General features: G+C 75.4%; 20 protein-coding genes. 13 read left to right on the forward strand and 7 right to left on the reverse strand.

The window, feature by feature from the left end; genetic code table 11:
* The first annotated feature begins 42 nt into the window (after positions 1–42).
* Positions 43–2,136: a 4-alpha-glucanotransferase gene (gene malQ, locus ACFQ11_RS20370; protein WP_378300877.1), complete on the forward strand. Its 2,094-nt coding sequence runs from the start codon at positions 43–45 to the stop codon at positions 2,134–2,136.
* A gap of 74 nt (positions 2,137–2,210) precedes the next feature.
* Here the strand turns inward: malQ and ACFQ11_RS20375 are convergent, their stop codons facing one another.
* Both ACFQ11_RS20375 and pepN read right to left on the reverse strand, forming a co-directional pair.
* Positions 2,211–3,209 carry a hypothetical protein gene (locus ACFQ11_RS20375; protein WP_378300878.1) on the reverse strand — a complete coding sequence of 333 codons (999 nt, stop codon included), beginning with the start codon at positions 3,207–3,209 and terminating at the stop codon, positions 2,211–2,213.
* Positions 3,210–3,279: 70 nt separating this feature from the next.
* Entirely contained in the window at positions 3,280–5,817 is a 2,538-nt protein-coding gene (gene pepN / locus ACFQ11_RS20380) for an aminopeptidase N (RefSeq protein ID WP_378300880.1), read from the reverse strand.
* Positions 5,818–5,987: 170 nt separating this feature from the next.
* On the opposite strand from pepN, the gene ACFQ11_RS20385 reads away from it, so the two are divergent.
* The 8 genes from ACFQ11_RS20385 (at position 5,988) to ACFQ11_RS20420 (ending at position 12,021) form a co-directional block, all read left to right on the forward strand.
* Positions 5,988–6,602 carry a DsbA family oxidoreductase gene (locus tag ACFQ11_RS20385; RefSeq protein WP_378300882.1) on the forward strand — a complete coding sequence of 205 codons (615 nt, stop codon included), beginning with the start codon at positions 5,988–5,990 and terminating at the stop codon, positions 6,600–6,602.
* A gap of 172 nt (positions 6,603–6,774) precedes the next feature.
* Complete coding sequence (locus ACFQ11_RS20390; protein ID WP_378300884.1) at positions 6,775–7,488, forward strand: energy-coupling factor ABC transporter permease; 714 nt, start codon at positions 6,775–6,777, stop codon at positions 7,486–7,488.
* Positions 7,489–7,499: 11 nt separating this feature from the next.
* Positions 7,500–7,814 carry a PDGLE domain-containing protein gene (locus ACFQ11_RS20395; RefSeq protein ID WP_378300886.1) on the forward strand — a complete coding sequence of 105 codons (315 nt, stop codon included), beginning with the start codon at positions 7,500–7,502 and terminating at the stop codon, positions 7,812–7,814.
* A 47-nt stretch (positions 7,815–7,861) separates the two neighbouring features.
* Positions 7,862–8,578: a cobalt ECF transporter T component CbiQ gene (cbiQ, locus tag ACFQ11_RS20400; protein ID WP_378300888.1), complete on the forward strand. Its 717-nt coding sequence runs from the start codon at positions 7,862–7,864 to the stop codon at positions 8,576–8,578.
* The gene (locus ACFQ11_RS20405) at positions 8,575–9,327 is read left to right on the forward strand and encodes an energy-coupling factor ABC transporter ATP-binding protein (protein WP_378300890.1); all 753 of its coding nucleotides are present in this window, start codon (positions 8,575–8,577) and stop codon (positions 9,325–9,327) included. The genes cbiQ and ACFQ11_RS20405 overlap by 4 nt, the downstream gene beginning before the upstream one ends.
* Positions 9,328–9,454: 127 nt before the next feature.
* Positions 9,455–10,393 (forward strand): ATP-binding protein, encoded by a 939-nt coding sequence (locus ACFQ11_RS20410; RefSeq protein ID WP_378300892.1) that lies wholly within the window; start codon positions 9,455–9,457, stop codon positions 10,391–10,393.
* 78 nt (positions 10,394–10,471) lie between these two features.
* Positions 10,472–11,509 (forward strand): hypothetical protein, encoded by a 1,038-nt coding sequence (locus ACFQ11_RS20415; protein ID WP_378300894.1) that lies wholly within the window; start codon positions 10,472–10,474, stop codon positions 11,507–11,509.
* Between the two features lie 47 nt (positions 11,510–11,556).
* Positions 11,557–12,021 carry a ribose-5-phosphate isomerase gene (locus ACFQ11_RS20420; protein ID WP_378300896.1) on the forward strand — a complete coding sequence of 155 codons (465 nt, stop codon included), beginning with the start codon at positions 11,557–11,559 and terminating at the stop codon, positions 12,019–12,021.
* A 210-nt stretch (positions 12,022–12,231) separates the two neighbouring features.
* Here ACFQ11_RS20420 and ACFQ11_RS20425 read toward each other — a convergent pair whose 3' ends face one another.
* On the reverse strand, positions 12,232–12,438 hold the full coding sequence (locus ACFQ11_RS20425) for a hypothetical protein (protein ID WP_378300898.1): 207 nt from the start codon (positions 12,436–12,438) through the stop codon (positions 12,232–12,234).
* A gap of 160 nt (positions 12,439–12,598) precedes the next feature.
* Between ACFQ11_RS20425 and ACFQ11_RS20430 the strand changes: the two genes are divergently transcribed.
* Positions 12,599–13,717, forward strand: coding sequence for a PP2C family protein-serine/threonine phosphatase (locus ACFQ11_RS20430; protein WP_378300900.1), 1,119 nt, complete (start codon positions 12,599–12,601; stop codon positions 13,715–13,717).
* A 42-nt stretch (positions 13,718–13,759) separates the two neighbouring features.
* Here the strand turns inward: ACFQ11_RS20430 and ACFQ11_RS20435 are convergent, their stop codons facing one another.
* Entirely contained in the window at positions 13,760–15,088 is a 1,329-nt protein-coding gene (locus ACFQ11_RS20435) for a serine/threonine-protein kinase (protein WP_378300902.1), read from the reverse strand.
* Between the two features lie 278 nt (positions 15,089–15,366).
* Between ACFQ11_RS20435 and ACFQ11_RS20440 the strand changes: the two genes are divergently transcribed.
* Together ACFQ11_RS20440 and ACFQ11_RS20445 are read left to right on the forward strand one after the other, a co-directional pair.
* Entirely contained in the window at positions 15,367–16,746 is a 1,380-nt protein-coding gene (locus ACFQ11_RS20440; protein WP_378300904.1) for a sensor histidine kinase, read from the forward strand.
* A gap of 53 nt (positions 16,747–16,799) precedes the next feature.
* Positions 16,800–18,299 (forward strand): carboxyl transferase domain-containing protein, encoded by a 1,500-nt coding sequence (locus ACFQ11_RS20445; protein ID WP_378300906.1) that lies wholly within the window; start codon positions 16,800–16,802, stop codon positions 18,297–18,299.
* A gap of 22 nt (positions 18,300–18,321) precedes the next feature.
* On the opposite strand, the gene ACFQ11_RS20450 is transcribed toward ACFQ11_RS20445, so the two are convergent.
* A complete protein-coding gene (locus ACFQ11_RS20450) occupies positions 18,322–19,257 on the reverse strand; it encodes a hypothetical protein (RefSeq protein ID WP_378300908.1) in 936 nt (311 codons plus the stop codon).
* A 173-nt stretch (positions 19,258–19,430) separates the two neighbouring features.
* On the opposite strand from ACFQ11_RS20450, the gene ACFQ11_RS20455 reads away from it, so the two are divergent.
* Entirely contained in the window at positions 19,431–20,465 is a 1,035-nt protein-coding gene (locus tag ACFQ11_RS20455) for an alpha/beta hydrolase (protein WP_378300910.1), read from the forward strand.
* Positions 20,466–20,501: 36 nt separating this feature from the next.
* Here ACFQ11_RS20455 and ACFQ11_RS20460 read toward each other — a convergent pair whose 3' ends face one another.
* Together ACFQ11_RS20460 and ACFQ11_RS20465 are read right to left on the reverse strand one after the other, a co-directional pair.
* Positions 20,502–21,929: an aldehyde dehydrogenase family protein gene (locus ACFQ11_RS20460; protein WP_378300912.1), complete on the reverse strand. Its 1,428-nt coding sequence runs from the start codon at positions 21,927–21,929 to the stop codon at positions 20,502–20,504.
* Positions 21,930–21,933: 4 nt separating this feature from the next.
* The coding region (locus ACFQ11_RS20465) for a helix-turn-helix domain-containing protein (protein ID WP_378300914.1) at positions 21,934–22,398 on the reverse strand (465 nt) is incomplete at its 5' end.

The following is a 22,398-nucleotide window of genomic DNA, read 5'->3' on the forward strand; positions in this document are numbered from 1 at the left end:
GGCGCGACGGATGAGCCCGCGCGGACGGGGCAGTGGTACAGCGTGGTGGAAGAGGAACTCGCCGCGCTGGCGCGGCGGCACGGTGTCGCGACCCGCTACACCGACTGGCGGGGGCGCGAGACCGGCGTCGCGCCCGACACCCTCCGCTCCGTCCTGACGGCGCTCGGCGCGGACGTGTCGTCCCCGGCGGCCGTCCGGGAGGAACTGGAGCGCGAGCGGGAGCGGGACCGGACGCGGCTGCTCCCGCCGGTCGTCGTCGCCCGCCGGGGCGAGGCCCCGCCGCGGCCGCCCGGCCGCCCGGACCTGACGGTCGAGCTCGCGGACGGGACGGAGCGCCCGTTCGGCGGCGCCGACGCGGGCGACGTCCCGCCGGGCTGGCACCGGCTGCACGCCCGCCTCGGCGGACGGCACGAGAGCGTGCCCTTCCTGATGGCCCCGCGGGCGCTCGCCCGTCCCGGGCGGGCGTGGGGATTCACCGTGCAGCTGTACTCGGTGCGGTCGAGGGCGTCGTGGGGGGTCGGCGACCTGCGCGACCTGGCGGACCTCGCGGCCTGGAGCGGCCGCGACCTCGGCGCCGGGTTCGCGCTCATCAACCCGCTGCACGCGACCGAGGCCGTCCCGCCGGTCGGCCCGTCGCCGTACTCGCCGATGAGCCGCCGTTTCGCCGCGCCGCTCTACCTGCGCGTCGAGGACCTGCCCGAGTACGCCGCGCTGCCCGCCGCCGACCGGGAGCGGCTGAGCGCGCTCGGCGCGCCGCTGCGCCCGGACGGCGACGCGGCGCGGCCGATCGACCGGAGCATCGACCGGAGCGCGGCCTGGGCGGCGAAGCTGCAGGCGCTGGAGTCGCTGCACCGGCTGCCGCGCGGCGCCGCCGAGCAGCGGGCGTTCGCGGAGTTCCGGGCCCGGGAGGGCGGCGCCCTCACCATGTTCGCGACCTGGTCGGCGCTCGCCGAGAAGCACGGCCCCGACTGGCGGGCCTGGCCCGCCGAACTCCGCGACGCCGGGAGCCGGGCCGTCGCCGCCGAGGCCGCCCGCCTCGCCGACCGCGTCGAGTTCCACTCCTGGTTGCAGTGGCGCCTGGACGAGCAGCTCGCGGCGGCGCAGCGGGCGGCCCGGGACGCGGGCATGCCGATCGGGATCGTGCACGACCTCGCGGTGGGCGTCGCGCACGGGAGCGCCGACGCGTGGATGTACCGGGACCTGTTCGCGCCCGGCATGAGCGTCGGCGCCCCGCCCGACGAGTTCAACCAGCGCGGCCAGGACTGGGGGCAGCCGCCGTGGCACCCGCGCCGCCTCGCCGAGGCCGCCTACGCCCCGTTCCGGGACATGCTCGCGGCGGCGTTCCGGCACGGCGGCGGGCTGCGCCTCGACCACGCCATGCAGGTGTCGCGGCTGTGGTGGGTGCCCGAGGGCGGTTCGGCGGCCGACGGCACGTACGTCCGCTACGACCGGGACGCGCTGCTCGGCTGCCTCGCGTGGGAGGCCGAGCGGGCGGGCGCCGTCGTGGTCGGCGAGGACCTCGGCACCGTCGAGCCGGAGGTGCGGGAGGCGCTCGCCGCGCACGGCGTCCTCGGGACGTCGCTGCTGTGGTTCGAGCGGGACGACCGGGGCCGGCCGAAGCGGGCGCGGCACTGGCGGGAGCCGTCGCTGGCGACGGTCGGGACGCACGACATGCCGCCGATCACCGGGTTCCTGCACGGCGACCACATCGATCTGCGCGACCGGCTCGGCCTGCTCGCCCGTCCCCGCGCCGAGGAGGAGGACGAGCACCGCGCGCGGCTCGCCGACTGGCTCGCGCTCCTGCACGCCGAGGGGCTGCTGGCCGCGCCGCCCGAGACGGTCCTGGGGGCGCTCGCCGCGGGATCGGACGAGTACGACGAGCGGGTCGTCGCGGCCCTGCACGCCTTCCTCGCCCGCACGCCCGCCCGGCTCGTCGGCGTGGCGCTCGCCGACGCCGTGGGGGAGCGGCGCACCCAGAACCAGCCGGGCACGGTCGACGAGTACCCGAACTGGCGCGTCCCGCTGGCCGGCGCGGACGGGCGCCCGGTCCTGCTCGACGACCTGCCGTCCCGCCCGCTGCCGGCCGTCGACCCGGTGCGGCCGCTCGCGAGCGAGGCCGGCCCGGAGCCCGCGTGACCGGGTGCCGCCGCGCCGTGCGCCCCGCCGTGCGGCACGGGCGGCGGCGGCCGGGCACGGGCGTGCGGCCGGGGTCAGCCCAAGGTCGCCGTGATGCGCGTCGTGACGTCGTGCAGCAGCGTGTCGGGGACGATCGGGGCCGCGGCGATCGCGGAGAACAGCGCGGGCAGCCCGGGCAGCGGGTAGGGGTCGTCGCCGGCGGCCTCCATCGCGGCGGCGCCGAGCGGGCGGCGGCGCAGCGACGTGCGGGCCCGCTCCCAGGCCGACCGCACCTCCTCCGGCGACGGCACCCCGAAGCCGTGCCCGACGGGCGCGGCGTGCCGGAGCCTCACGAGGGCGCCGTCCGCGAAGTCGTTCGCCAGCCCGCAGCGTTCGGCGAGGTCGGCGCGGACGGCGTCGTCCAGCCGGGTCACGACCGAGCAGGGGGTGCGGCAGCGGGCGGCGCAGTCGCCGAGCGCGGACGCGACCTGGCTGTGCTGCCGGTCGAGGTAGGCGCGCCAGCCCGGCGGCGGCATCGTCGCGACCCGCAGCGCCCGCTCGCACGCGGACCGTTCCGGCCGCGTGTGGTCGCACTCGCGGGGCGCGTCCGGGTCGACGGGCACGCCCCACCGGCTGCCCGCGCCGCCGACGGCGGCGGCGAGCAGCGCCGGGTCGCCCGCGTGGCCGAGCACCGGCTCCCACGCCAGCATCGCCAGGTACTCGCCCGCGATGTGCACGGCCGCGACGAGCGCGGCCATCTCGCGGCGGTGCCAGCGGACCGCGATGACCTCCAGCAGCAGCGCGTACGCGGGCCGCAGGCTCGCGAGGGCGCCGCGCGGCCGTTCCCGGGGCGCCTGCGGCATCCGGCTGGCGCGGGCCCGGTCCAGCAGGTCCGGCGGGACGTCCCCGGCGGCCTCGGGCATGCCGAAGTCCTCGGCGTCCAGGTCCAGGACGCGCTGCCCGAACGCGCACAGCGCCGCCACCTCGCGGGTCCGGCCGTCGGCGGCGATCGTGCCCTCGTCGAGCAGCGCCTCCAGGTCGCCGAACGCGTGCCGTCGCGCCAGGGCGGTCAGGACGTCCCGTGCGGTCTCCATCCCGCCGCTCCTTCTGTCGTCGTCGGGGGGCCGTGGCCGTGCGGGGGACCCGCACGGCCACGGACGGCCGTCAGGACGCCGACGCGTCCTTCGCGCGCGCCCGCAGCGCACGCGCGACCCCGTCGCGTCCCTCGGAGAGCAGCCGGACGAGCGCCGCCGGGGGCGTGTTGTCCGCGATGTACGCCTCGGTGCGGTCGATCGTGGACTGCTCGATCACCAGGAAGGGGTAGGCGCTCTCGGCGAACGTCTGCGACATGTCGCTGCTCCACTCCTTCCAGATGCGGCCGACCTCGACGAAGTACCGGTCGACGTACGGGACGAGCAGGGCGGCCTGGTCGGGCTCGACGAACCCGCCGAGCGTCGCGCGGTACACGGCGTTCGGCAGGTCGCCGGAGACGATCCGCTCCCACGCGGCGGCCTTGGCCTCGGCGGTGGGGATCGCGGCGGTGCAGGCGGCGGCGTGCCGCTCGCCCGCCGCCGTCCGGTCCCGCTCGTGCTCGGCGTCGATCTCGTCCCGCCCGGCCTTGCCGGTGACGACGAGGCGGCGCAGCAGCGTCCAGCGCAGGTCGGTGTCGACGGTGAGGCCGTCGAGCTTCTCCGACCCGTCCAGCAGGCCCCGGACGGACGCCAGGTGCGCGTCGGTGATCGCGGAACCGGCGAACGCCTGGACGTACGCGAGCTGGAAGTCCGACCCGGCCTCGGCCTCGCGGGCGAGCTCCCACAGCGTGTCGGCCAGCAGCGCGAGGCCCTCGTCCCGCCACGCCGGGTCGGCGTACTGCTGGACGGCGAGGCGCGCCTGCCGCAGCAGCGTCTGCGTGACCGAGATGTCGGTGACGCCCCGGATGCCCTTCGCGACGAGCCGGACGTAGTCGCGCGTCGCCATCTCGGCGTCCCGCGTCATGTCCCAGGCCGCCGACCAGCACAGCGCGCGCGGCAGGCCGTCCCTGATGTCGCCGATCCCGTCGACGAGGGTGCTCAGCGAGTGGTCGTCGAGCCGCACCTTCGCGTAGGTCAGGTCGTCGTCGTTCACCAGGACGAGGTCGGGCCGCCGCCGCCCGACGAGCTCCGGCACCTCGGTGCGGGCGCCGACGACGTCGAGCTCGACGCGCTCGCGGCGGACGATGCCCTCGGGCGTCCGGTCGTACAGGCCGATCGCGACGCGGTGCGCGCGCAGCGTCGGGTAGTCGGGCTTCGCCTCCTGCAGGACGGCGAACGACGTGAAGTTCCCGTCCCCGTCGACCTCGTACCGCGGCCGCAGCGTGTTGACCCCGGCGGTCTCCAGCCACTCCTGCGACCACGCGCCGAGGTCGGTCCGCCCGGACGTCTCCTCCAGCGCGCCCAGCAGGTCGGTGAGGACGGTGTTGCCCCACGCGTGCCGGTCGAAGTAGCGGCGGACGCCCTCCAGGAAGTTGTCGCGGCCGACGTAGGCCACGAGCTGCTTCAGGACGCTCGCGCCCTTCGCGTACGTGATGCCGTCGAAGTTCACCTCGACGGCCCGGATGTCCGGGATGTCGGCGGAGATCGGGTGCGTGGACGGCAACTGGTCCTGCCGGTACGCCCACGCCTTCATCAGGTTCGCGAACGTCGTCCACGACGACGACCACTTGGTGGCCTCGGCCTGGCACAGCACGCTCATGTACGTGGCGAACGACTCGTTCAGCCACAGGTCGTCCCACCAGCGCATGGTGACGAGGTCGCCGAACCACATGTGCGCCATCTCGTGCAGGATCGTCTCGGCGCGCCGCTCGTACGCCGCGTCGGTGACGCGCGACCGGAAGACGTAGTCCTCCAGGAAGGTGACCGCGCCCGCGTTCTCCATCGCGCCCGCGTTGAACTCCGGCACGAACAGCTGGTCGTACTTCGCGAACGGGTACTCGCGCCCGAACACCTTCTCGAAGTACGCGAAGCCCTGCCGGGTGACGTCGATGATCGCGGGGGCGTCCAGGTGCTCGGCCAGCGACGCCCGGCAGTACACGCCGAGCGGGATGACGGTGCCGTCCTCGCGCCGGTACTCGTCCCGCACCACGTGGTACGGCCCGGCGATCAGCGCGGTGATGTAGGTGGAGATCTGCGGCGTCGGCAGGAAGTGCCAGTCGCCGCCCTCCCGCTTCTCGGCGGCCTCGTTGGTGACGACCTCCCAGTCCTCGGGGGCGCGCACGGTGAACTCGAACGTCGCCTTGAGGTCGGGCTGGTCGAAGCACGTGTACATGCGGTGCGCGTCGGCCGTCTCGAACTGCGAGTACAGGTAGACGCCGCCGTCGACCGGGTCCACGAACCGGTGCAGGCCCTCGCCCGACCGCGAGTAGGCGCAGTCGGCGACGACCCGGAGCTCGTTCTCCGCGGCCAGGCCGGGCAGCGGGAGGCGCCCCTTGTCCGCGTCGTAGGACGCGGGGTCCAGCGCGGTGCCGTTCAGCGTCGCCTCCCGCACGGTCGCGCCGTGCAGGTCGACGAACGTGGACGCCCCCGGCTCGGCGCTCCCGAACCTGATCACGGTCGTGGAACCGAACCGCTCCTCACCGGTCGTGAGGTCCAGTTCGACCGCGTAGGACTCGACGGTGAGCAGCCGTGCCCGTTCCCGCGCCTCGTCGCGCGTGAGGTTGCCTGCCACATGAACTCCTCGGTCGGCTTATGGCTTGATCCCCCATGTCTACCAACAGGGCGCCCGCCCCGTCGGCGGACAGGTGCCCCGCGCGGATTTCGGCCCGTCCCATCCGGGGGAAATGCGGACGGCCGGGGATGAGTTGTCGCTGTCGTAGACCGGACTAGAAGGAGACGCAGATGACGCAGGACGCCCGTACCCCGGTGGACTTCTGGTTCGACCCGCTGTGCCCCTGGGCGTGGATCACCTCCCGCTGGATCCTGGAGGTCGAGAAGCTGCGCCCGATCGACGTGCGCTGGCACGTGATGAGCCTCGCCGTCCTCAACGAGGACAAGGACATCCCCGAGGAGTACCGGAAGATGCTCGAGACGGCGTGGGGCCCGGTGCGGGTCTGCATCGCCGCCGAGCAGAAGTACGGGAGCGAGGTCCTCGGACGGCTCTACACCGAGCTGGGGACGCGCCGCCACCACGACCGGCGCGAGCCCGGGCCGGAGCTGCTGGCGGAGGCCCTCACCGCCGCCGGTCTCGACCCGTCCCTCGCCGAGGCCGCCGACTCGACCGCGTACGACGAGGCGCTGCGCGCGTCCCACAAGGACGGCATCGACCGCGTCGGCCAGGAGGTCGGCACCCCGGTCGTCGAGGTCGCGGGCAGCGCGTTCTTCGGGCCGGTGGTGACGCCGATCCCGCGCGGCGAGGACGCGGTGAAGCTGTTCGACGGCGTGGTGGCCGTGGCGAGCACCCCGGGTTTCTTCGAGCTCAAGCGGACCCGCACCGAGGAGCCGTCCTTCGACTGAACGCCGGCTTCGACCGAACCGGCTTCGACTGAACCCCGGCTTCGCCTGAACCGGCTCGCCTGAACCGGCTCGGGGCGAACGGCCGCAACCGGCAGTTGCGAGGCTATTGCAACTGCAACCGCCGCGCCGCACACTGTCCCTGGTGCGACCACCAACGGCAGGGCGGTGAGGCATGCACGCACCGGACGGATTCATCGACGCGCCCGTCTCGCTCGCGGCGGGCGCCGTCGCGGTCGCCGGGGTCGGGCTGGCGCTGCGCGGCGCCGCCCGCGAACTGGACGACCGGACGGCCCCGCTCGCGGGGCTCACGGCGGCGTTCGTCTTCGCCGCGCAGATGCTGAACTTCCCGGTCGCGTCCGGGACCAGCGGGCATCTGCTCGGCGGGGCGCTCGCCGCGATCCTCGTCGGGCCCTGGGCGGGCGTCCTGTGCGTGGCGGTCGTCCTGCTGCTGCAGGCGCTGCTGTTCGCCGACGGCGGCCTCACCGCGCTCGGCGTCAACGTCGTCACGATGTCGCTGGTCACGGTCGCCGTCGCGTACCCGCTGTTCCGCGCGCTCGTCCGGGTCCTGCCGAAGACGCGCCCGGCCGCCGCCGGGGCGTCGTTCGCCGCGGCGCTCGTGTCGGTGCCCGCCTCGGCCGCCGCGTTCACCGCCCTGTACGCCCTGGGCGGCACGACCGACGTCCCGATCGGGACGGTCGCGGGCGCGATGGTCGGCGTGCACGTCCTCATCGGGATCGGCGAGGCGCTGATCACGGCCGCGACGGTGTCGAGCGTCCTCGCCGTCCGGCCCGACCTGGTGCACGGCGCCCGCGAGCTGCGCAGGCCGCCGGAGCCGCGGACGCGGGGCGCCGGCGGCGCCGACCGGGCCGAGCCGTCGCAGGCGTGAGGGGGAGAGCCGTGCAGACCAAGCGTTTCTTCGCCGGGTTCCTGATCGTGTCGCTGATCCTGGCCGGGGTCGTCAGCCACTACGCCAGCTCCAGCCCCGACGGCCTGGAGAAGGTCGCCGCGGACAAGGGCATCGCCGAGAAGGAGGAGGAGCACGCGCTGGCCGGCTCCCCGCTCGGCGACTACGGCGTCGAGGGCGTCGGCGACGGCCGGGTGTCCGGCGGGCTCGCCGGGCTGATCGGCGTCGGCCTCACGCTCGCGGCGGGCGGCGGGCTGTTCTGGACGATCCGGCGGCGCGGCACCGGGGCCGCGTCCCGGACGGACTAGTGGGCGCGGGCCACGTCCACCGGCTCCACCTCCCGGGGGACTCGCCGGTGCACCGGCTGCCGCCGCACTGCAAGCTCGTCGCGGTGCTGACGTTCGTCCTGCTCGTCGTCGCGACGCCGCGCGAGAGGATGTGGGCGTTCGGCGGGTACGCGCTGCTGCTCGCCGCGGTCGCGCTGACCGCCCGGGTGCCGTTCGCGACGGTCGCGCGGCGCGCCGCCATCGAAATCCCGTTCGTCGCGTTCGCGCTGCTCATGCCGTTCGTCGCCCACGGCGAGAAGGTCACCGTGCTCGGGCTGCGGCTGAGCGGGGAAGGGCTGTGGGGCGCGTGGAACATCCTCGCGAAAGGCACCCTCGGCGTCGTCGCGTCCGTCCTGCTGGCCGCCACGACCGAACCGCGCATGCTGCTGCTCGGCCTCGAACGGCTCCGCGTCCCGCGCCTCATCGTGCAGATCGCCGGGTTCATGCTGCGGTACGGCGACGTCGTGGCCGCCGAGCTCGGCCGGATGCGGACGGCCCGCGCGTCCCGCGGGTTCGAGGCACGGGACGTCCGCGCCACGGGCGTCCTCGCGAAGTCGCTGGGCGCGCTGTTCCTGCGCTCGTACGAACGCGGCGAGCGGGTGCACCTGGCGATGGTGAGCCGCGGGTACGACGGGCGCATGCCGGTGCTGCACGACATCGGCGCGACGCCGGCGCAGTGGTCGGCCGCCGCCGTCCTGCCGCTCGCCGCGTCCCTGGTGGCCCTGACCGCCTGGATGGGCGCATGACGCCTTCCCTGGACGTGCAAGGCCTCGCCTACGCCTACCCGGACGGGACGCAGGCGCTGTTCGGCGTGGACCTGACGATCGGGCGCGGCGAGCGCGTCGCGCTGCTCGGGCCGAACGGCGCGGGCAAGACGACGCTCGTCCTGCACCTGAACGGCATCCTGCACGGCGGCCTGGGCGAGGTGCGGGTGGGCGGGCTCGCCGTCGACCCGGGCGACCGCGCGGCGCTGCGGGAGGTGCGGCGCCGCGTCGGCATCGTGTTCCAGGACCCCGACGACCAGTTGTTCATGCCGACCGTCCGCGAGGACGTCGCGTTCGGCCCCGCCAATCTGGGGCTGCGCGGCGCCGAACTGGACGCGCGCGTCCGGTCCGCGCTCGGCCGCGTCGAGATGGCGCACGTCGCGGACCGCCCGCCGCAGCACCTGTCCTTCGGGCAGCGCCGCCGCGTCGCGGTCGCGACCGTCCTGGCGATGGAGCCGGAGATCCTCGTGCTGGACGAGCCGTCGTCCAACCTCGACCCGGCGAGCCGCCGCGAGCTGGCCGAGATCCTGCTGGGGCTCGACGTGACCGTCCTGATGGTCACCCACGACCTCCCGTACGCGGCCGAGCTGTGCCCGCGTTCGGTGATCCTGTCCGACGGGGTGATCGCCGCGGACGCCCCCACCCGCGACCTGCTCGCCGACGCGGACCTGCTCCGCGCGCACCGGCTCGAGCTGCCGTTCGGGTTCGACCCGGCCGCCGTGCGGCGCTGAGCCCCGCTCCTGGCGATCTTGCTCGCCGTCTTGTCGGCCGTTCCGCTTGCCTGACGCGCGCGCCTCCGCCACACTCGTGTTCCCGAAGTGGCAATGATTTTCATATCCGAAACGGGGGCATTTCACCGTGAAGGTTGCGTTCGTCGGCAAAGGCGGCAGCGGCAAGACCACCCTGTCGTCGCTCTTCGTCCGGCACCTGGCGGGCCGCGGCCTGCCGGTGGTCGCCATCGACGCAGACATCAACCAGCACCTCGGCGTGGCGCTCGGCCTCGACGAGGAGCGCGCCGCCAAGATCCCCGCGATGGGCGACCACCTCGCCGAGATCAAGGAGTACCTGCGCGGCGCGAACCCGCGCGTCTCGTCCGCGTCCGCCATGGTCAAGACGACCCCGCCCGGGGAGGGCTCGCGGCTGCTGGACTTCCGCGGCGACGACCCGGTCCACCGGCTCGGCGAGGACGTCGACGGCGTCACGCTGCTCGCCACCGGCCCGTTCAACGACGACGACCTCGGCGTGGCCTGCTACCACTCCAAGACCGGCGCCGTCGAGCTGTACCTCAACCACCTCGTCGACGGTCCGGGCGAGTACGTCGTCGTGGACATGACCGCCGGGGCCGACACGTTCGCGTCCGGTCTCTTCACCCGGTTCGACCTGATGTTCCTCGTCGCCGAACCCACCCGCAAGGGCGTCGGCGTCTACCGGCAGTACACCGAGTACGCCCGCGACTACGACGTCGCGATCCGCGTCGTCGGCAACAAGGTGCAGACCGACGACGACGTCGCCTACCTGCGCGAGCACGTCGGCGACGACCTGCTGACGTGGCTCGGCCAGTCCGCGTCCGTCCGCGCGCTGGAGCAGGGCCGGACGGGCGTCGCGCTGGAGGAGGGCAACGAGGCCGCGCTGTCGCGGATGCGCGCCGAGGTCGACTCCCGCGTCAAGGACTGGGAGAAGTTCCGGCGGCAGGCCGTCGAGTTCCACGTGAAGAACGCCCGCAGCTGGGCGAGCCGGGCCGTCGGGGAGGACCTGGAGGCTCAGGTCGACCCCGGGTTCCGCTTCCCGGCCGCCTGACCGCCGAGCGTCCGGCCGTGTACACCGGGTGACATGGGGCCTACCCGTGACGGGCCGAGGGCCACTACCCTGCGCGCCATGACGATGCGGCGGATGGTGATGACGGCGGGCGGCGCGGTGCTCCCGGTCGCGTTGATCGCACTGGTCTTCGGAAACCAGTGGGCGGTCGATGCGGTACGGGGCGAAGCGCGCGACGGAGGATTGTGGCAGTTGGTGCACTGGCTGCAGACGCCGCAGTGGCATCTGTACCCGGAGAGCTTCTTCAACTGGGGCTATGTCATCTCGGTGGACATCGGGCTGATCCTGTTCTTCGCCCTCATCGCCGGGCTCACCGCGGTGGGCGTCCGCGCCGTCGACCCGAACCGGGGGATGCTCGGCGCGGCCGTCACCGGCTGGTGGGCCTGCGTCGTCGCGGGCGGCGTCTCGGGACTCGTCACCGGCACCCTGGTGAAGCTCTCCCTGGACGACGGCCCGTCGTTCGACGGCATCGTCTGGGGCTCCATCGCCGGGGGCGCCGCCTTCGGTCTCGTCTACGGCTGGCTCGCCGGTCTCGGTGCGCTCGCCGGCTTCCACCTCACCCGCGACCGCGGGACGGGCGGCGGCCGGCAGGCGCAGCAGCAGTTCGGCCAGCAGCCCTACCAGCAGCAGTTCGGGCAGCAGCAGCCCTACCAGCAGCAGCCTTACCAGCAGCAGTTCGGTCAGCAGCAGTTCGGTCAGGGGCCCCACCAGCCGCAGCCGGGCGCCCCGATGCAGCCGACGCCGGGCCAGCCGGTGCCGGGTCAGCCGGTGCCGGGGCAGCCGTACGCGCCGCCCCAGCACCCGGCCAACGTGCCCTACGTCCCGCCGCAGGGCGGCCCCCAGCAGCCCGCCTGGGGCGCCGCGCCGCAGCAGCCCGGCGTCCCGCAGCAGCCGCCCGCGCCGGAGCAGCCCGCACCGGACGCCCCCACGCTCGACCCGCCCACGCAGGCGGACGACGAGGACGAGACGGTGCCCGCCGGCTCCGAGGAGGCCCCGGCCGCGGGCGGCGGCGACCTCGCCGACAAGACGATGCTCGACCACGACCCGGAGGCCGGCGACCGGGAGGCCGGCGACGACCGTCCGCCGCCGCCCGCCTGACCGACCCGGGGACGAGGGACGCGCATGGACCTGCGACAATCGGGCCCATGCGCGTCTTTCTTGGAACCGATCACGCCGGCTTCGAGCTCAAGGAGCACCTGGTCTCCTGGCTGAAGGAGAACGGGCACGAGCCCGTCGACTGCGGCGCGTTCGAGTACGACGCCGCCGACGACTACCCGCCGTTCGTCCTGCGGGCGGCGGAGCGGACGGCGGCGGAGCCGGGCACGTTCGGGATCGTCCTCGGCGGTTCCGGGAACGGCGAGGTCATGGCCGCGAACAAGGTGAAGGGCGTGCGCGCGGCTCTCGTCTGGAACGACGACACCGCCGTCCTCGCCCGCGAGCACAACGACGCCAACGTCATCAGCATCGGCGCCCGGCAGCACGACGCCGCGACCGCCGCCCGCTTCGTCGAGCTGTTCCTCGCCACGGAGTACTCCAAGGAGTCGCGGCACACCCGCCGCATCGACATGCTGACCGCCTACGAGCAGACGGGCGTCGTCCCCGGCGCCTGACCCCGCACCCGCGTGTTCCGCACGGCGGTCGCGGACGGCACCGCATCGGCCACCGCATCGGCCACCGCATCGGCTACTGCATCGGCCACCGGGCGGGCTGCGCGGCCCGAGCCGCGCGGAGCGCCGGTGCCGGCGGTCGCAGTGCGCGCCTGCGTGCGCGTACGTCCGCCGGCCGGGCCCGTTGGCCGCCCAGCGCGTGGGGGAGCGGCGTCACCGGTCGGCGGGGGGAGCGGGGAGCCGCCCCCCTGGGGAGGCCCCGCCGCGCTTGTCCTGGCGGCGGCGCTCGTTCTTCGCGGCACGGCTGCGCTTCGGCGACCTGGCGGGCGCGGGGGCGTCCTCGCCCGCTGGGCGCGGGCGGGACACGTCCCGCGCCCGCATCGCCGCGTCCACCGTGATGCGCATGCCCGGCTGGCCCATCCGCCGCCTCCTCGTGTCGCGTCCCGCGGGCACCATCGAGCCCGGAAATCTCCTGAACAGGGCTTGTACCCGGAAATCTCGCGACTGGACCGTTACAAGGAGTGACGGGTGGCGTGGATCCCGTCCCGGGCGGGCGAATGCTCGATACAGTGCCGGAGTCATGCTTCAACGTCTGGTGCAGCGCCTGCCGCCGAGAGTGCGGGCCTTCCTGCGCAGGATCCCGATCCTCGTGGTCCTGTACCGGTTGCTGCGCCGGGGACGGCTGACCCGCGACCGGTACGTGTTCGCGGCGCTTGCGGTGCTCGCGGTGGTGATCGGCGCGGCGACGGCGAACGACACCCGCGGGCTCGCGCCGTCGGGCGTCCTGGTGCTGGTCGTGCTGGGCGGCGGGCTCCTGCTGCGGGTCCGGAGCCTGGTGGCGCTGCTGGCGATCGTCGTGGCGATGGTGTGCTTCGCGGCCTGGCACAACGGCCCGGCGATCGGGCCGGGGATGATCGCGACGCTGGCGGTGACGGCGGTGCTCGCGCTCACGCTGGCGCGGACGCGGCAGCAGCTCGGCGTGCAGGGCCTGCGCGGGGACTCGATGCTGCTGGACCTGCGCGACCGGCTGCGGCGGCAGGGCGAGATGCCGGAACTGCCGGACGGCTGGTCGTCGCAGGTCGTGCTGCTGCAGGCGGGCGGGTCGTCGTTCGGCGGCGACTTCGTGGTGTCGGCGTCCGACGGCGACGTGCTCGAGGTGGCGCTGGTCGACGTCTCCGGCAAGGGCACGGACGCGGGGACGCGGGCCCTCATGCTGTCGGGGGCCTTCGGTGGACTGCTTGGATCGATCCAACCCGACCGTTTTCTCCAGGCGTGCAACGTGTACCTGCAGCGCCAGCGGTGGGACGAGGGGTTCGTCACCGCCGTGCACGTCGTCGTCGACCTGCGGACGGGCGAGTACACGGTCGAGTCGGCGGGGCATCCCCCGGCCGTCCAGTTCGACGCGAGCAGCGGCGCGTGGCAGGTCAGCCCGGCCAAGGGCGTGGTGCTCGGGGTGGTCCCCGAGGTGTCCACCGTGCCCGAGCACGGGCGGCTGCGGCCCGGCGACGCGCTCCTGCTCTACACCGACGGCCTGGTCGAGTCGCCCGGCCTGGACCTGGACGCCGGCATCGACCGGCTGCTCGGCGAGGCCGAGCGGCTCGTCCCGCACGGCTTCCGCAAGGGCGCGCGGGAACTGGTGGAGCGGATGGCCGCGGCCCGCGACGACGACTGCGCGCTCGTCCTGATCTGGCGCACCTGAGTCCCGGAGCCCCCTGAACAGGCGAACAGGCGCGACCGGCCGTCAGCGGCGCCGCTGCCGTACCGCGCCCCGCCGCACGGCCTGGACGGACGCCGCGCGCGGCTCGCCCCGGCCCTGCAAGCCCGCGATCACCGCCCAGAGCAGCACCGTTCCCGCGGCGGCGCCCGCCACCAGCCGGGTGCGCGGCGACGCCCACACGCCGGTGGCGCCGAGCGGGGCGAACGTCTTCGTCGGGACGCCCGTGTCGGCGGCGGTCGGCCGGGGCGGGCGGAGCGGCCGGAACGGGCGCGGTGTCGTGCGTCCCCGCGGCGTCCCGGGCGGCGTCGCGGCGAGCGCCGGGGCCGCGCCCTGCACCGCGCCCTGCACGGCGCCGCGGACGGCGCCCCGCACCGCGCTCTGCACGGCGCCCGACATGGTCCCCGACATCGCGCCGGACATGGAGCGCGACATCGCGCCGGACATGGAGCGCGACATCGCGCCGGACATCGTGCGCGACATCGTGTCCGGCACCGAGATCGCCGCCGGGGCTCCGCACGGCTGCGGCTGCTCCACCAGCGTCAGCAGCAGGTCGGCGGCGGTGGGGCGGGCCGCGGGGTTCTTCGCCAGCGCCGAGCGGACGGCCGGGACGAGCGCCTCCGGGAGCCCGTCGAGGTCGGGTTCGCCGGTCGTGACGCGCAGCCGCGCGCGGTCGCCGCCGAACGGCATCCGGCCGGTGCCGGCGTGCGCGATGAGGCAGCCCCACGCGAAGATGTCGGCGGCGGGGGTCGCGGCGCCCCCGGCGAGGACCTCCGGCGCCATCCAGCCGGGCGTGCCGAGGACCTTCCCCTTCCCGGTCCTGCCCGGGCGGTCCGTCCCGCCGGCGCCGGGGGAGTCCTGGCTGCCGGCGATGCCGAAGTCGATGACGCGGCACCCGGAGAGCGTGAGCATGACGTTGGCGGGTTTCAGGTCGCGGTGGACCAGCCCGGCGGCGTGGATGGCCGCGAGCGCGGACGCGACGCCGACCGCGACGCCGTGCAGGTCGGCGGGCGGCAGCGGTCCGTTCGCCGCGAGCCGGTCGTGCAGGGAGACGCCGCCGACGTAGTCGGTGACGAGGTAGGGTCTGCCGTCCTCCTCGCCGTGCGCGAGCACGCGCGCGGTGCAGAAGGACGCCACGCGGCTCGCCAGGTACGCCTCGTCCTTGAACCGGCGGCGATAGGACGGGTCGCCGGCGAGGTGCGGGTGGATCGTCTTCACCGCGACGCGGCCGCCAGACTCGGGGTCCGTCCCGAGGTACACGGTGCCCATGCCGCCCGAGCCGAGGCGGCCGAGCAGCGGGTGTCCGCCGACGACCCGGGGGTCCGCCGGCTCCAGCGGCCGGATGTCTGCGTCCATGGTGGTGTCCCGACTCCCTCGCGTGTCTCCCGTCCGTCCATCCCCGCTCGTTCGCAAAGTATGGCGCGTTTGTGCAGGAAGTGGCTGGATCAAGGGCCTCGGTGCCGCCCTGAGTGCAGTGTGCCCAGCGTGGATGGCGTGGGGGTTTCGGGTGGGTATGTGGGGATGTTTCGCTGCGCAATGCTTCGGTAACAACCTGTCCTGCGCACTCCTCCCGGGCGCTCTGCGCGCGGCGGCCGCCGCCGCACGGCACACGGAAAGGGGGAGGGGGCGCAGCAGTGATCTTCCGGGGCGGCTGGACGCCCTCGCACTGGTCGGTGCGGGCCCGGGTCACCGCCGTCGCGACCGTCGTCGTCGCGCTGCTGCTGACGGCAGGCGTGACGATCTTCTACTTCTCGCTGCGCCGCACCGTGAACGAACACCTCCGCGACCGCGGGCTCATCGTGGCGAGCGACCTGGCCACGCTCGTGCGGACGAGCGACCCGCGCGGCGCGCTGCCGGTCCGCGACCCCGACTTCGCGCTGCTGCAGGTGGTGACGCCGCGGGGCGAGCTGCTCGCCTCCAGCGACGCGCTGCGCGGCCGCGGCCCGCTCGGCCTGCCCGCGCCGTCCGAACCCGGCGACCACCGCTCCTACGTCGCCGACGTGCGCGGTGTCCCGACGGACGTCTTCGTCACGGCCGTGCGCGTCGAGACCCCGGACGGGCCCCGCATCATCTACGCGGGAGCACCGATGTCCGTCTACACGACGAACAAGGAGTTCTTCGTCGGAGCGCTCGCGGTCGGCGTCGTGCTCGGCACCGCGCTCACGTCCTGGATCGTCGCACTCGCGGTGCGCCGCGCGCTGCGGCCCGTCCGGGTGATGAGCACGGAGCTGGCGCAGATCACCGGCGGCGACCACGGCCGGGTCACCGTCCCCGAGCAGGACGACGAGGTGTCGGAGCTGGCACAGTCGGTGAACCTCACGCTGTACCGGCTGGAGCAGGTCCTCACCCGGCAGCGCGCGTTCGTCGCGGACGTCTCGCACGAGCTGCGCAGCCCCATCACCGGCCTGTGCGCGCAGCTCGAGGTGGCGTTGCAGGCCCCCGAGGACGAGGACTGGCCCGCGGTCGCCCGCGCCGCGCTCGCGGACGCCGACCGCCTGCAGGGGATCGTGTCGGACCTGCTGATCCTCGCCCGGCTCGGCTCGGGCGTCGAGGCCGAACGGCAGCGGCTGGACCTCGGCGCGTTCGTCCGGGAGGAGGCCGGGCGGCGCCCGCGGCGGGTGCCGGTGCACATCGACGCCGCCGAGGGCGTCATGGTGCGGGGGGTGCCCCACCAGCTCGCGCGGGTGCTGACGAACCTGCTCGACAACGCCGAGCGGCACGCGCGGTCGTGGGTGCGGGTGACGGTGGAGGCCGACGGGCCGGACGCGGTCCTGGAGGTCCTCGACGACGGCGAGGGCATCGCCCACGAGGACCGCGAGCGGGTATTCCGCCGCTTCACCCGGCTGGACGAGGCGCGGCGCCGCGACCGCGGCGGCACCGGCCTCGGCCTGCCCATCTCCCGCGACGTCGCCGTCGCGCACGGCGGCACGCTCGTCGTCGCCGACAGCGACGCGGGCGGGCGGCTCGTCATGCGGATCCCGCGCGACCCGCCCCCCGGCGCGACCCCCGCGTGACCGCCCGCCCGGCGTCCGGCCATCATGCTGGGGACGCCGGAGGAGGGAGCCCTGTGTCGGAACGGGTCGGGGCGCGCGAGCTGCTGCGCCGGGTGCTGGACGGGGGCGCGTGGACGTCCTGGGACGAGCCGGCCGGCGCGGGGGCCGGGACCGCGCCCGGGTACGCGGCGGAACTCGCGGCCGCGCGCGAGCGCAGCGGGTGCGACGAGGCCGTCCTCACCGGCGAGGGACGGCTCCGCGGGCGGCGCGTCGCGTTCGTCGTGTCGGAGTTCCGGTTCCTCGCGGGGTCGATCGGGCGGGCCACCGCCGACCGGATCGTCGCCGCCGTCGAGCGCGCCACCGCCGCCGGCCTGCCGCTGCTCGCCGCGCCGTCGTCGGGCGGCACCCGGATGCAGGAGGGCACGGCCGCGTTCGTGCAGATGGCCCGGATCGCCGGGGCGGTGATGGCGCACCGCGCGGCCGGGCTCCCGTACCTGGTCTACCTGCGGCATCCGACGACCGGAGGGGTGTTCGCGTCGTGGGGGTCGCTCGGGCACGTGACGGCCGCCGAGCCGGGCGCGCTGATCGGGTTCCTCGGTCCGCGCGTCTACGAGGGGCTGCACGGGGAGCCGTTCCCGCCGGGCGTGCAGGTCGCCGAGAACCTCGCCGCGAAGGGCCTGCTGGACGCCGTCGTGCCGATCGACGACCTGGCCGGGGTCGCCTCGGGCGCCCTCGCGGTGCTGTGCGGGCGCCCGCCGGGCGCCCGCCCGGAGCCGGCGCTCCCGGAGCCGGCGCTCCCGGAGCCGGGGGCCGCCGAGCCCGGGGCCCGCGACGACGGCGCGTGGGACTCGATCGGACGTTCCCGGCGCCCCGGCCGTCCCGGCGTCGCCGAGCTGCTGCGGCACGGCGCGTCCGACGTCACGCCGCTCTCCGGGACGGGGCAGGGCGAGGCCGACCCGGGACTGCTGCTGGCGCTCGCCCGGTTCGGCGCGGCGCCGTGCGTCCTCGTCGGGCAGGACCGCCGGTCGCAGCGCGCCGGGCATCCGCTCGGCCCGGCCGGCCTGCGCGTCGCCCGGCGCGGCATGGCGCTCGCCGCCGAGCTCGGCCTGCCGCTGGTCACCGTCGTCGACACCCCCGGCGCCGTGCTGTCCGCCGAGGCCGAGGAGGGCGGCCTGGCGGGGGAGATCGCCCGCTGCCTCGCCGACCTGCTCACCCTCGCCGCGCCGACGCTGTGCCTGCTGCTCGGCGAGGGCACCGGCGGCGCGGCGCTCGCGCTGCTGCCCGCCGACCGCGTCCTGGTCGCCCGGCACGGCTGGCTGGCCCCGCTGCCGCCCGAGGGCGCCTCGGTGATCGTGCACCGCACGCCCGGCCGGGCGGCCGAGCTCGCCGCGGCCCAGGGCGTCCGGTCCGCCGACCTGCTGCGCTCCGGGACCGCGGACGTCCTGGTGGACGAGCTGCCGGACGCGGCCGACGAGCCCGCGGCGTTCTGCCGCCGCGCCGCCGCCGCGATCGAACGCGAACTGTCCGGCCTCGCCCCGGGTAGCCCCGCCGCCCGGCGGGCCCGGTACCGCTGACCGCGGGCGCCGGACGGCCGGGTCAGTTGAGGTCGCCCGTCATGCCGCTGTAGATCTCGGTCGCCTCGCAGAAGGCGGCGCCGAAGGCCGCGGCGACCCCCATCGCCTCGTCGATCTTCCGCAGTTCGGCCGGCTCGCAGTCCAGGGCGTCCCGGTGCCGGGCGAGGTGGGCGCGGGCCCCGGCGACCTCGGCCGCGGGGACCATGCCGCCGACCGTGTAGTTGCCGGTGATGGTCCCGTCCGGGACCGGCCAGTCCAGGGCGGGGAACTCCGTGCGGAGCAGCCCGGTGAGCGCCGACGGCGCGGCGAAACCCGCGTCCGCGACGCCCGCGTCGGCGCAGAGCGCGGTGGGCCAGGTGCGGCCGCGCGACATCCAGCCGGGCAGCAGCGCGGCGGCGAAGGCCAGCAGGTTGAACGGCACCTCGGTGGCCAGCAGCCCGGCGGCGTCGAACTCCCGCCCGTCGGGGTGGCGGACCGTCCGGTTCCCGGCGCGCAGGGCGGTCGCGGCGCCGCGCAGGATCCGCAGCGGCGTGCTCAGGGCCGCGGCGAGCCGCTCGTCGTCCGGCAGCCGCCCGCTCGCGTCGGGCGTGACGCGCGCGGTCAGCGCCGGGTCGATCCGGCCGATCATCTCCCGCGCGAGCGCGTCCACCTCGCCGCTCGGCGTCGCCAGGTAGCGGCGGACGTCCTCGGCGACCCCCTCGGCCCCGTCGCCCACGATGAAGAACGGACGGCCCCACACGTGCACCCGCGAGTCGAACGCGACGCCGTCCAGGTCGCGGGCCGCCTCGAGCACGCCGAGCGCCCACGCCTTGGCCCGGAAGCGCGTCTTGCGGAGCTCGACCGCCCGCGCGATGAGGTCGTCGATGCCGTCGGCGTCCCCGTGACCGGCGATGTACGGCAGCAGGCGGCCCTCGACCACCGCCATGTCGACCGGGTGGAAACTCGTGTCGTAGCCCATGATCGAGAAGCGTAGGGGGCATGGGGGACGTTTCCCGCCATGCCCGTCGACGCCCCCCGGCGCGGCCGTGGTCCAAGCGGGTGCCGTGCGCGGCGCCGCCCGCACTACCCGCCAGTAGGGAAGCTCGTTACGATCGGCGGACGATTCGCCCCCTGGAGGTACGGATGTCTCGTTTGTCCGAACGTGTTCCGCCCGCGGTCGTCGGCGCTGTGCTGCGCGGCGTGTTCGCGCTGCCCGACCCCGTGCGGCGGGCGATCGCGGGGGCGCCCGTCCGCCGGGACGGGCAGCGGCTGGCGCTGGACGCGCAGCTCCTCCTGACGCTGTCCCGGCTGGAGCAGCGCAGGCTGGGCGGCGGTACGCCCGCGGGCGCCCGGCGCGCGATGGAGCGGTCGAACACGCTGCTCGTCCGGTCCCTGCCGCGGCCGGTGAAGACGCGCGACGTCGCCGCCGGGGACGTCCCGGCGCGGCTGTACACCCCGGCCGGGCTGGCGGAGGGATCGCCGCTGCTGGTCTTCTACCACGGCGGCGGCTGGGTGATCGGCGACCTCGACACCCACGACTCGGTGTGCCGGTACCTCGCGGTGAACGCGGAGGTGCGGGTGCTGTCGGTCGGGTACCGGCTGGCGCCCGAGCACCCGTACCCGGCGGCGGTGGAGGACGCCCTGGAGGCGTGGGCGTACGCGGCCGCGCACGCGCGCGAGCTGGGCGCCGACCCGGACGCCATCGCGGTCGGCGGCGACAGCGCGGGCGGCAACCTCGCGACGGTGGTCGGCCTGCGCGCCGAGCGCCGGCCCGACTTCGCGCTGCTGTTCTACCCGGCGACGGACATGTCGGTCCGGCGGCGGTCCCGCGAGCTGTTCGCCGACGGGTTCTTCCTCACCGACGCGGACATGGTGTGGTTCAGCGACCACTACTGCCCGGACGAGGAACGCCGCAAGGAACCGGACGTGTCGCCGATGCTGGCCGGCGACGTCGCGGGTTTCCCGCCGACCTACCTGGTCACGGCCGGGTTCGACCCGCTGCGGGACGAGGGCGAGGCGTTCGCGGAGCGGCTCTCCGGCGCCGGGGTGCCGGTCGCGCTGCGGCGGCAGGACGACCTCGTCCACGGCTTCGCGAACATGTGGGGCCTCGGCGGCCGGTTCCGCGAGGCGATGGCGGAGGCCGCCGGGGCGCTGCGCACCGGCATGGCACGGGCCCGGCTCCGCTGACGGAGACCGGGCCCGGGCCGGGAGGACGGGTGCGGTTCAGAGCTGCAGGCCGGTGAAGACCATCACCTTCTCCTCGGTGTAGTCCTCCATCGCCGACCGCAGCCCCTCCCGGCCGACGCCCGAGTCCTTCACGCCGCCGTACGGCATCTGGTCGGCCCGGTAGGACGGGACGTCCCCGATGACGACGCCGCCGACCTCCAGCTCGCGGTGCGCGCGGAACGCGACGTCGAGGTTCCGGGTGAAGACGCCCGCCTGGAGCCCGAACTTGGAGTCGTTGACCCGCGCGAACGCCTCGTCCACGCCGTCCACCGGCCGGACCAGCATGACCGGGCCGAACACCTCCTCGCGGGACACCTTGGCGTCGTCGGGAACGTCGGCGAGCAGCGTCGGCGCGTACGCGGCGCCCTCCCGGGTGCCGCCCGCGAGGACCTTCGCGCCCGCCGCGACGGCCTCGTCGACCCACGCCTCGACGCGCTCGGCGGCCGCCTGGTCGACAAGCGGCCCGACCTGCGTCTTGTCGTCCCACGGGTCGCCGGTCACCAGGCTCTCGACGTTCTCCACCAGCTTCGGCAGGAACGCGTCGTAGACGGACCGGTCCACGTAGACGCGCTGCACGGCGATGCAGCTCTGCCCCGCCTGGTAGTTGGCGAACAGCCCGATCCGCTTCGCGGCCCAGTCGAGGTCGGCGTCCGGCAGGACGACCGCGGCGCCGTTCCCGCCGAGTTCCAGCGTGACGTGCTTGCGCGGCGCCCGTTCCCGGATCGCCCACCCGACCGGGACGGACCCGGTGAACGACACGATCGGCAGCCGGGGGTCGTCGACGAGGCCGGACGCGCGGTCGTTCGGCACCGTCAGCACCGACCACATCCCCGCGGGCAGGTCGGTCTCGGCGAGCAGCTCGCCGAGCAGCAGCGCCGACAGCGGCGTGGCGGGGGCGGGCTTGAGCACGATCGGGGTGCCCGCCGCGATCGCCGGGGCGATCTTGTGGGCGGCCAGGTTGAGCGGGAAGTTGAACGGGGAGATGCCGAGCACCGGGCCCTTGGGGACGCGGGTGATGTAGGCCATCCGGCCCTCGGCGGCGGGGTCGGTGTCGAGCCGCTGGGTGGTCGCGCTGAAGCGGCGGGCCTCCTCGGCGGCGAACCGGAACGTGGAGACCGCGCGGGCGACCTCGCCGCGCGCCCACAGCAGCGGCTTGCCGTTCTCGCCGGTGATCAGCCGGGCGACCTCCTCGGACCGCTCGGCGAGCCGGGCGGACACGTGCGCGAGCGCCTCGGCGCGGACGTGCAGCGGCAGCGCCGCCGCCTCCCGGCGGACCGCGTCGGCCGCCGCGACCGCCTCCTCCACCTGCGCGGGGGTCGGCACCGCGACGGTCCCGACGACGCGGCCGTCGTAGGGGTGCGTAACGGTCAGTTCGCCGTCACCGGTCTCGGGCCGACCGGCCAGCCAGAATGGGGTCACGTTCATGCGTTCACGCTATCTCCGGAGGCCCCGCGGTGGAGTCTCCGACATGGCGAATCCGTCCGCCCTCGTTGGCCGCGACGGCGAACGCGACCCACAGTTCGGCGCGGACGGCCGGATCGTCCAGGTCGCGGCCCAGGACCTCGGCCGCCTTCCGCAGCCGCGACCGGAGCGTGTGCCGGTGCACGCCGAGCGCCCGCGCGGCCGTCTCGCCCTGCCCGTTGGCCTGGACGTACGCGCGCACCGCGTCGTCCAGGCGTCCGGCGCGCAGCGGCGCGAGCAGCGCGTCCGCGAAGGCGCGCGCGGGCCCGGGGTCCAGCACGCCGAGCACCCCCTGCCCCGGAAGGTCGGCGTGGTGCAGGACGGGCACGTTCGCGCGGGCCGCCGCGGCGAGCGCCTCCTCGGCCTGCCGCAGCGCCTCCGCGAGCGCCCCGGGCACGAGCGCCCCGCCGCCCGTGGAGCCCGTCCCCGTGCC

Source organism: Actinomadura sediminis (genome assembly GCF_042675525.1).
In the GTDB taxonomy this organism is placed as follows: domain Bacteria; phylum Actinomycetota; class Actinomycetes; order Streptosporangiales; family Streptosporangiaceae; genus Spirillospora; species Spirillospora sediminis.

Coding starts and splice junctions, on each gene's coding strand:
- ACFQ11_RS20375 (WP_378300878.1), bottom strand. CDS start 3,209: ATGGAGACCGCACGGGACGTCCTGACCGCCCTGGCGCGACGGCACGCG.
- ACFQ11_RS20385 (WP_378300882.1), top strand. CDS start 5,988: ATGACGCAGGACGCCCGTACCCCGGTGGACTTCTGGTTCGACCCGCTG.
- ACFQ11_RS20390 (WP_378300884.1), top strand. CDS start 6,775: ATGCACGCACCGGACGGATTCATCGACGCGCCCGTCTCGCTCGCGGCG.
- ACFQ11_RS20405 (WP_378300890.1), top strand. CDS start 8,575: ATGACGCCTTCCCTGGACGTGCAAGGCCTCGCCTACGCCTACCCGGAC.
- ACFQ11_RS20415 (WP_378300894.1), top strand. CDS start 10,472: ATGACGATGCGGCGGATGGTGATGACGGCGGGCGGCGCGGTGCTCCCG.
- ACFQ11_RS20420 (WP_378300896.1), top strand. CDS start 11,557: ATGCGCGTCTTTCTTGGAACCGATCACGCCGGCTTCGAGCTCAAGGAG.
- ACFQ11_RS20425 (WP_378300898.1), bottom strand. CDS start 12,438: ATGGGCCAGCCGGGCATGCGCATCACGGTGGACGCGGCGATGCGGGCG.
- ACFQ11_RS20430 (WP_378300900.1), top strand. CDS start 12,599: ATGCTTCAACGTCTGGTGCAGCGCCTGCCGCCGAGAGTGCGGGCCTTC.
- ACFQ11_RS20435 (WP_378300902.1), bottom strand. CDS start 15,088: ATGGACGCAGACATCCGGCCGCTGGAGCCGGCGGACCCCCGGGTCGTC.
- ACFQ11_RS20450 (WP_378300908.1), bottom strand. CDS start 19,257: ATGGGCTACGACACGAGTTTCCACCCGGTCGACATGGCGGTGGTCGAG.
- ACFQ11_RS20460 (WP_378300912.1), bottom strand. CDS start 21,929: ATGAACGTGACCCCATTCTGGCTGGCCGGTCGGCCCGAGACCGGTGAC.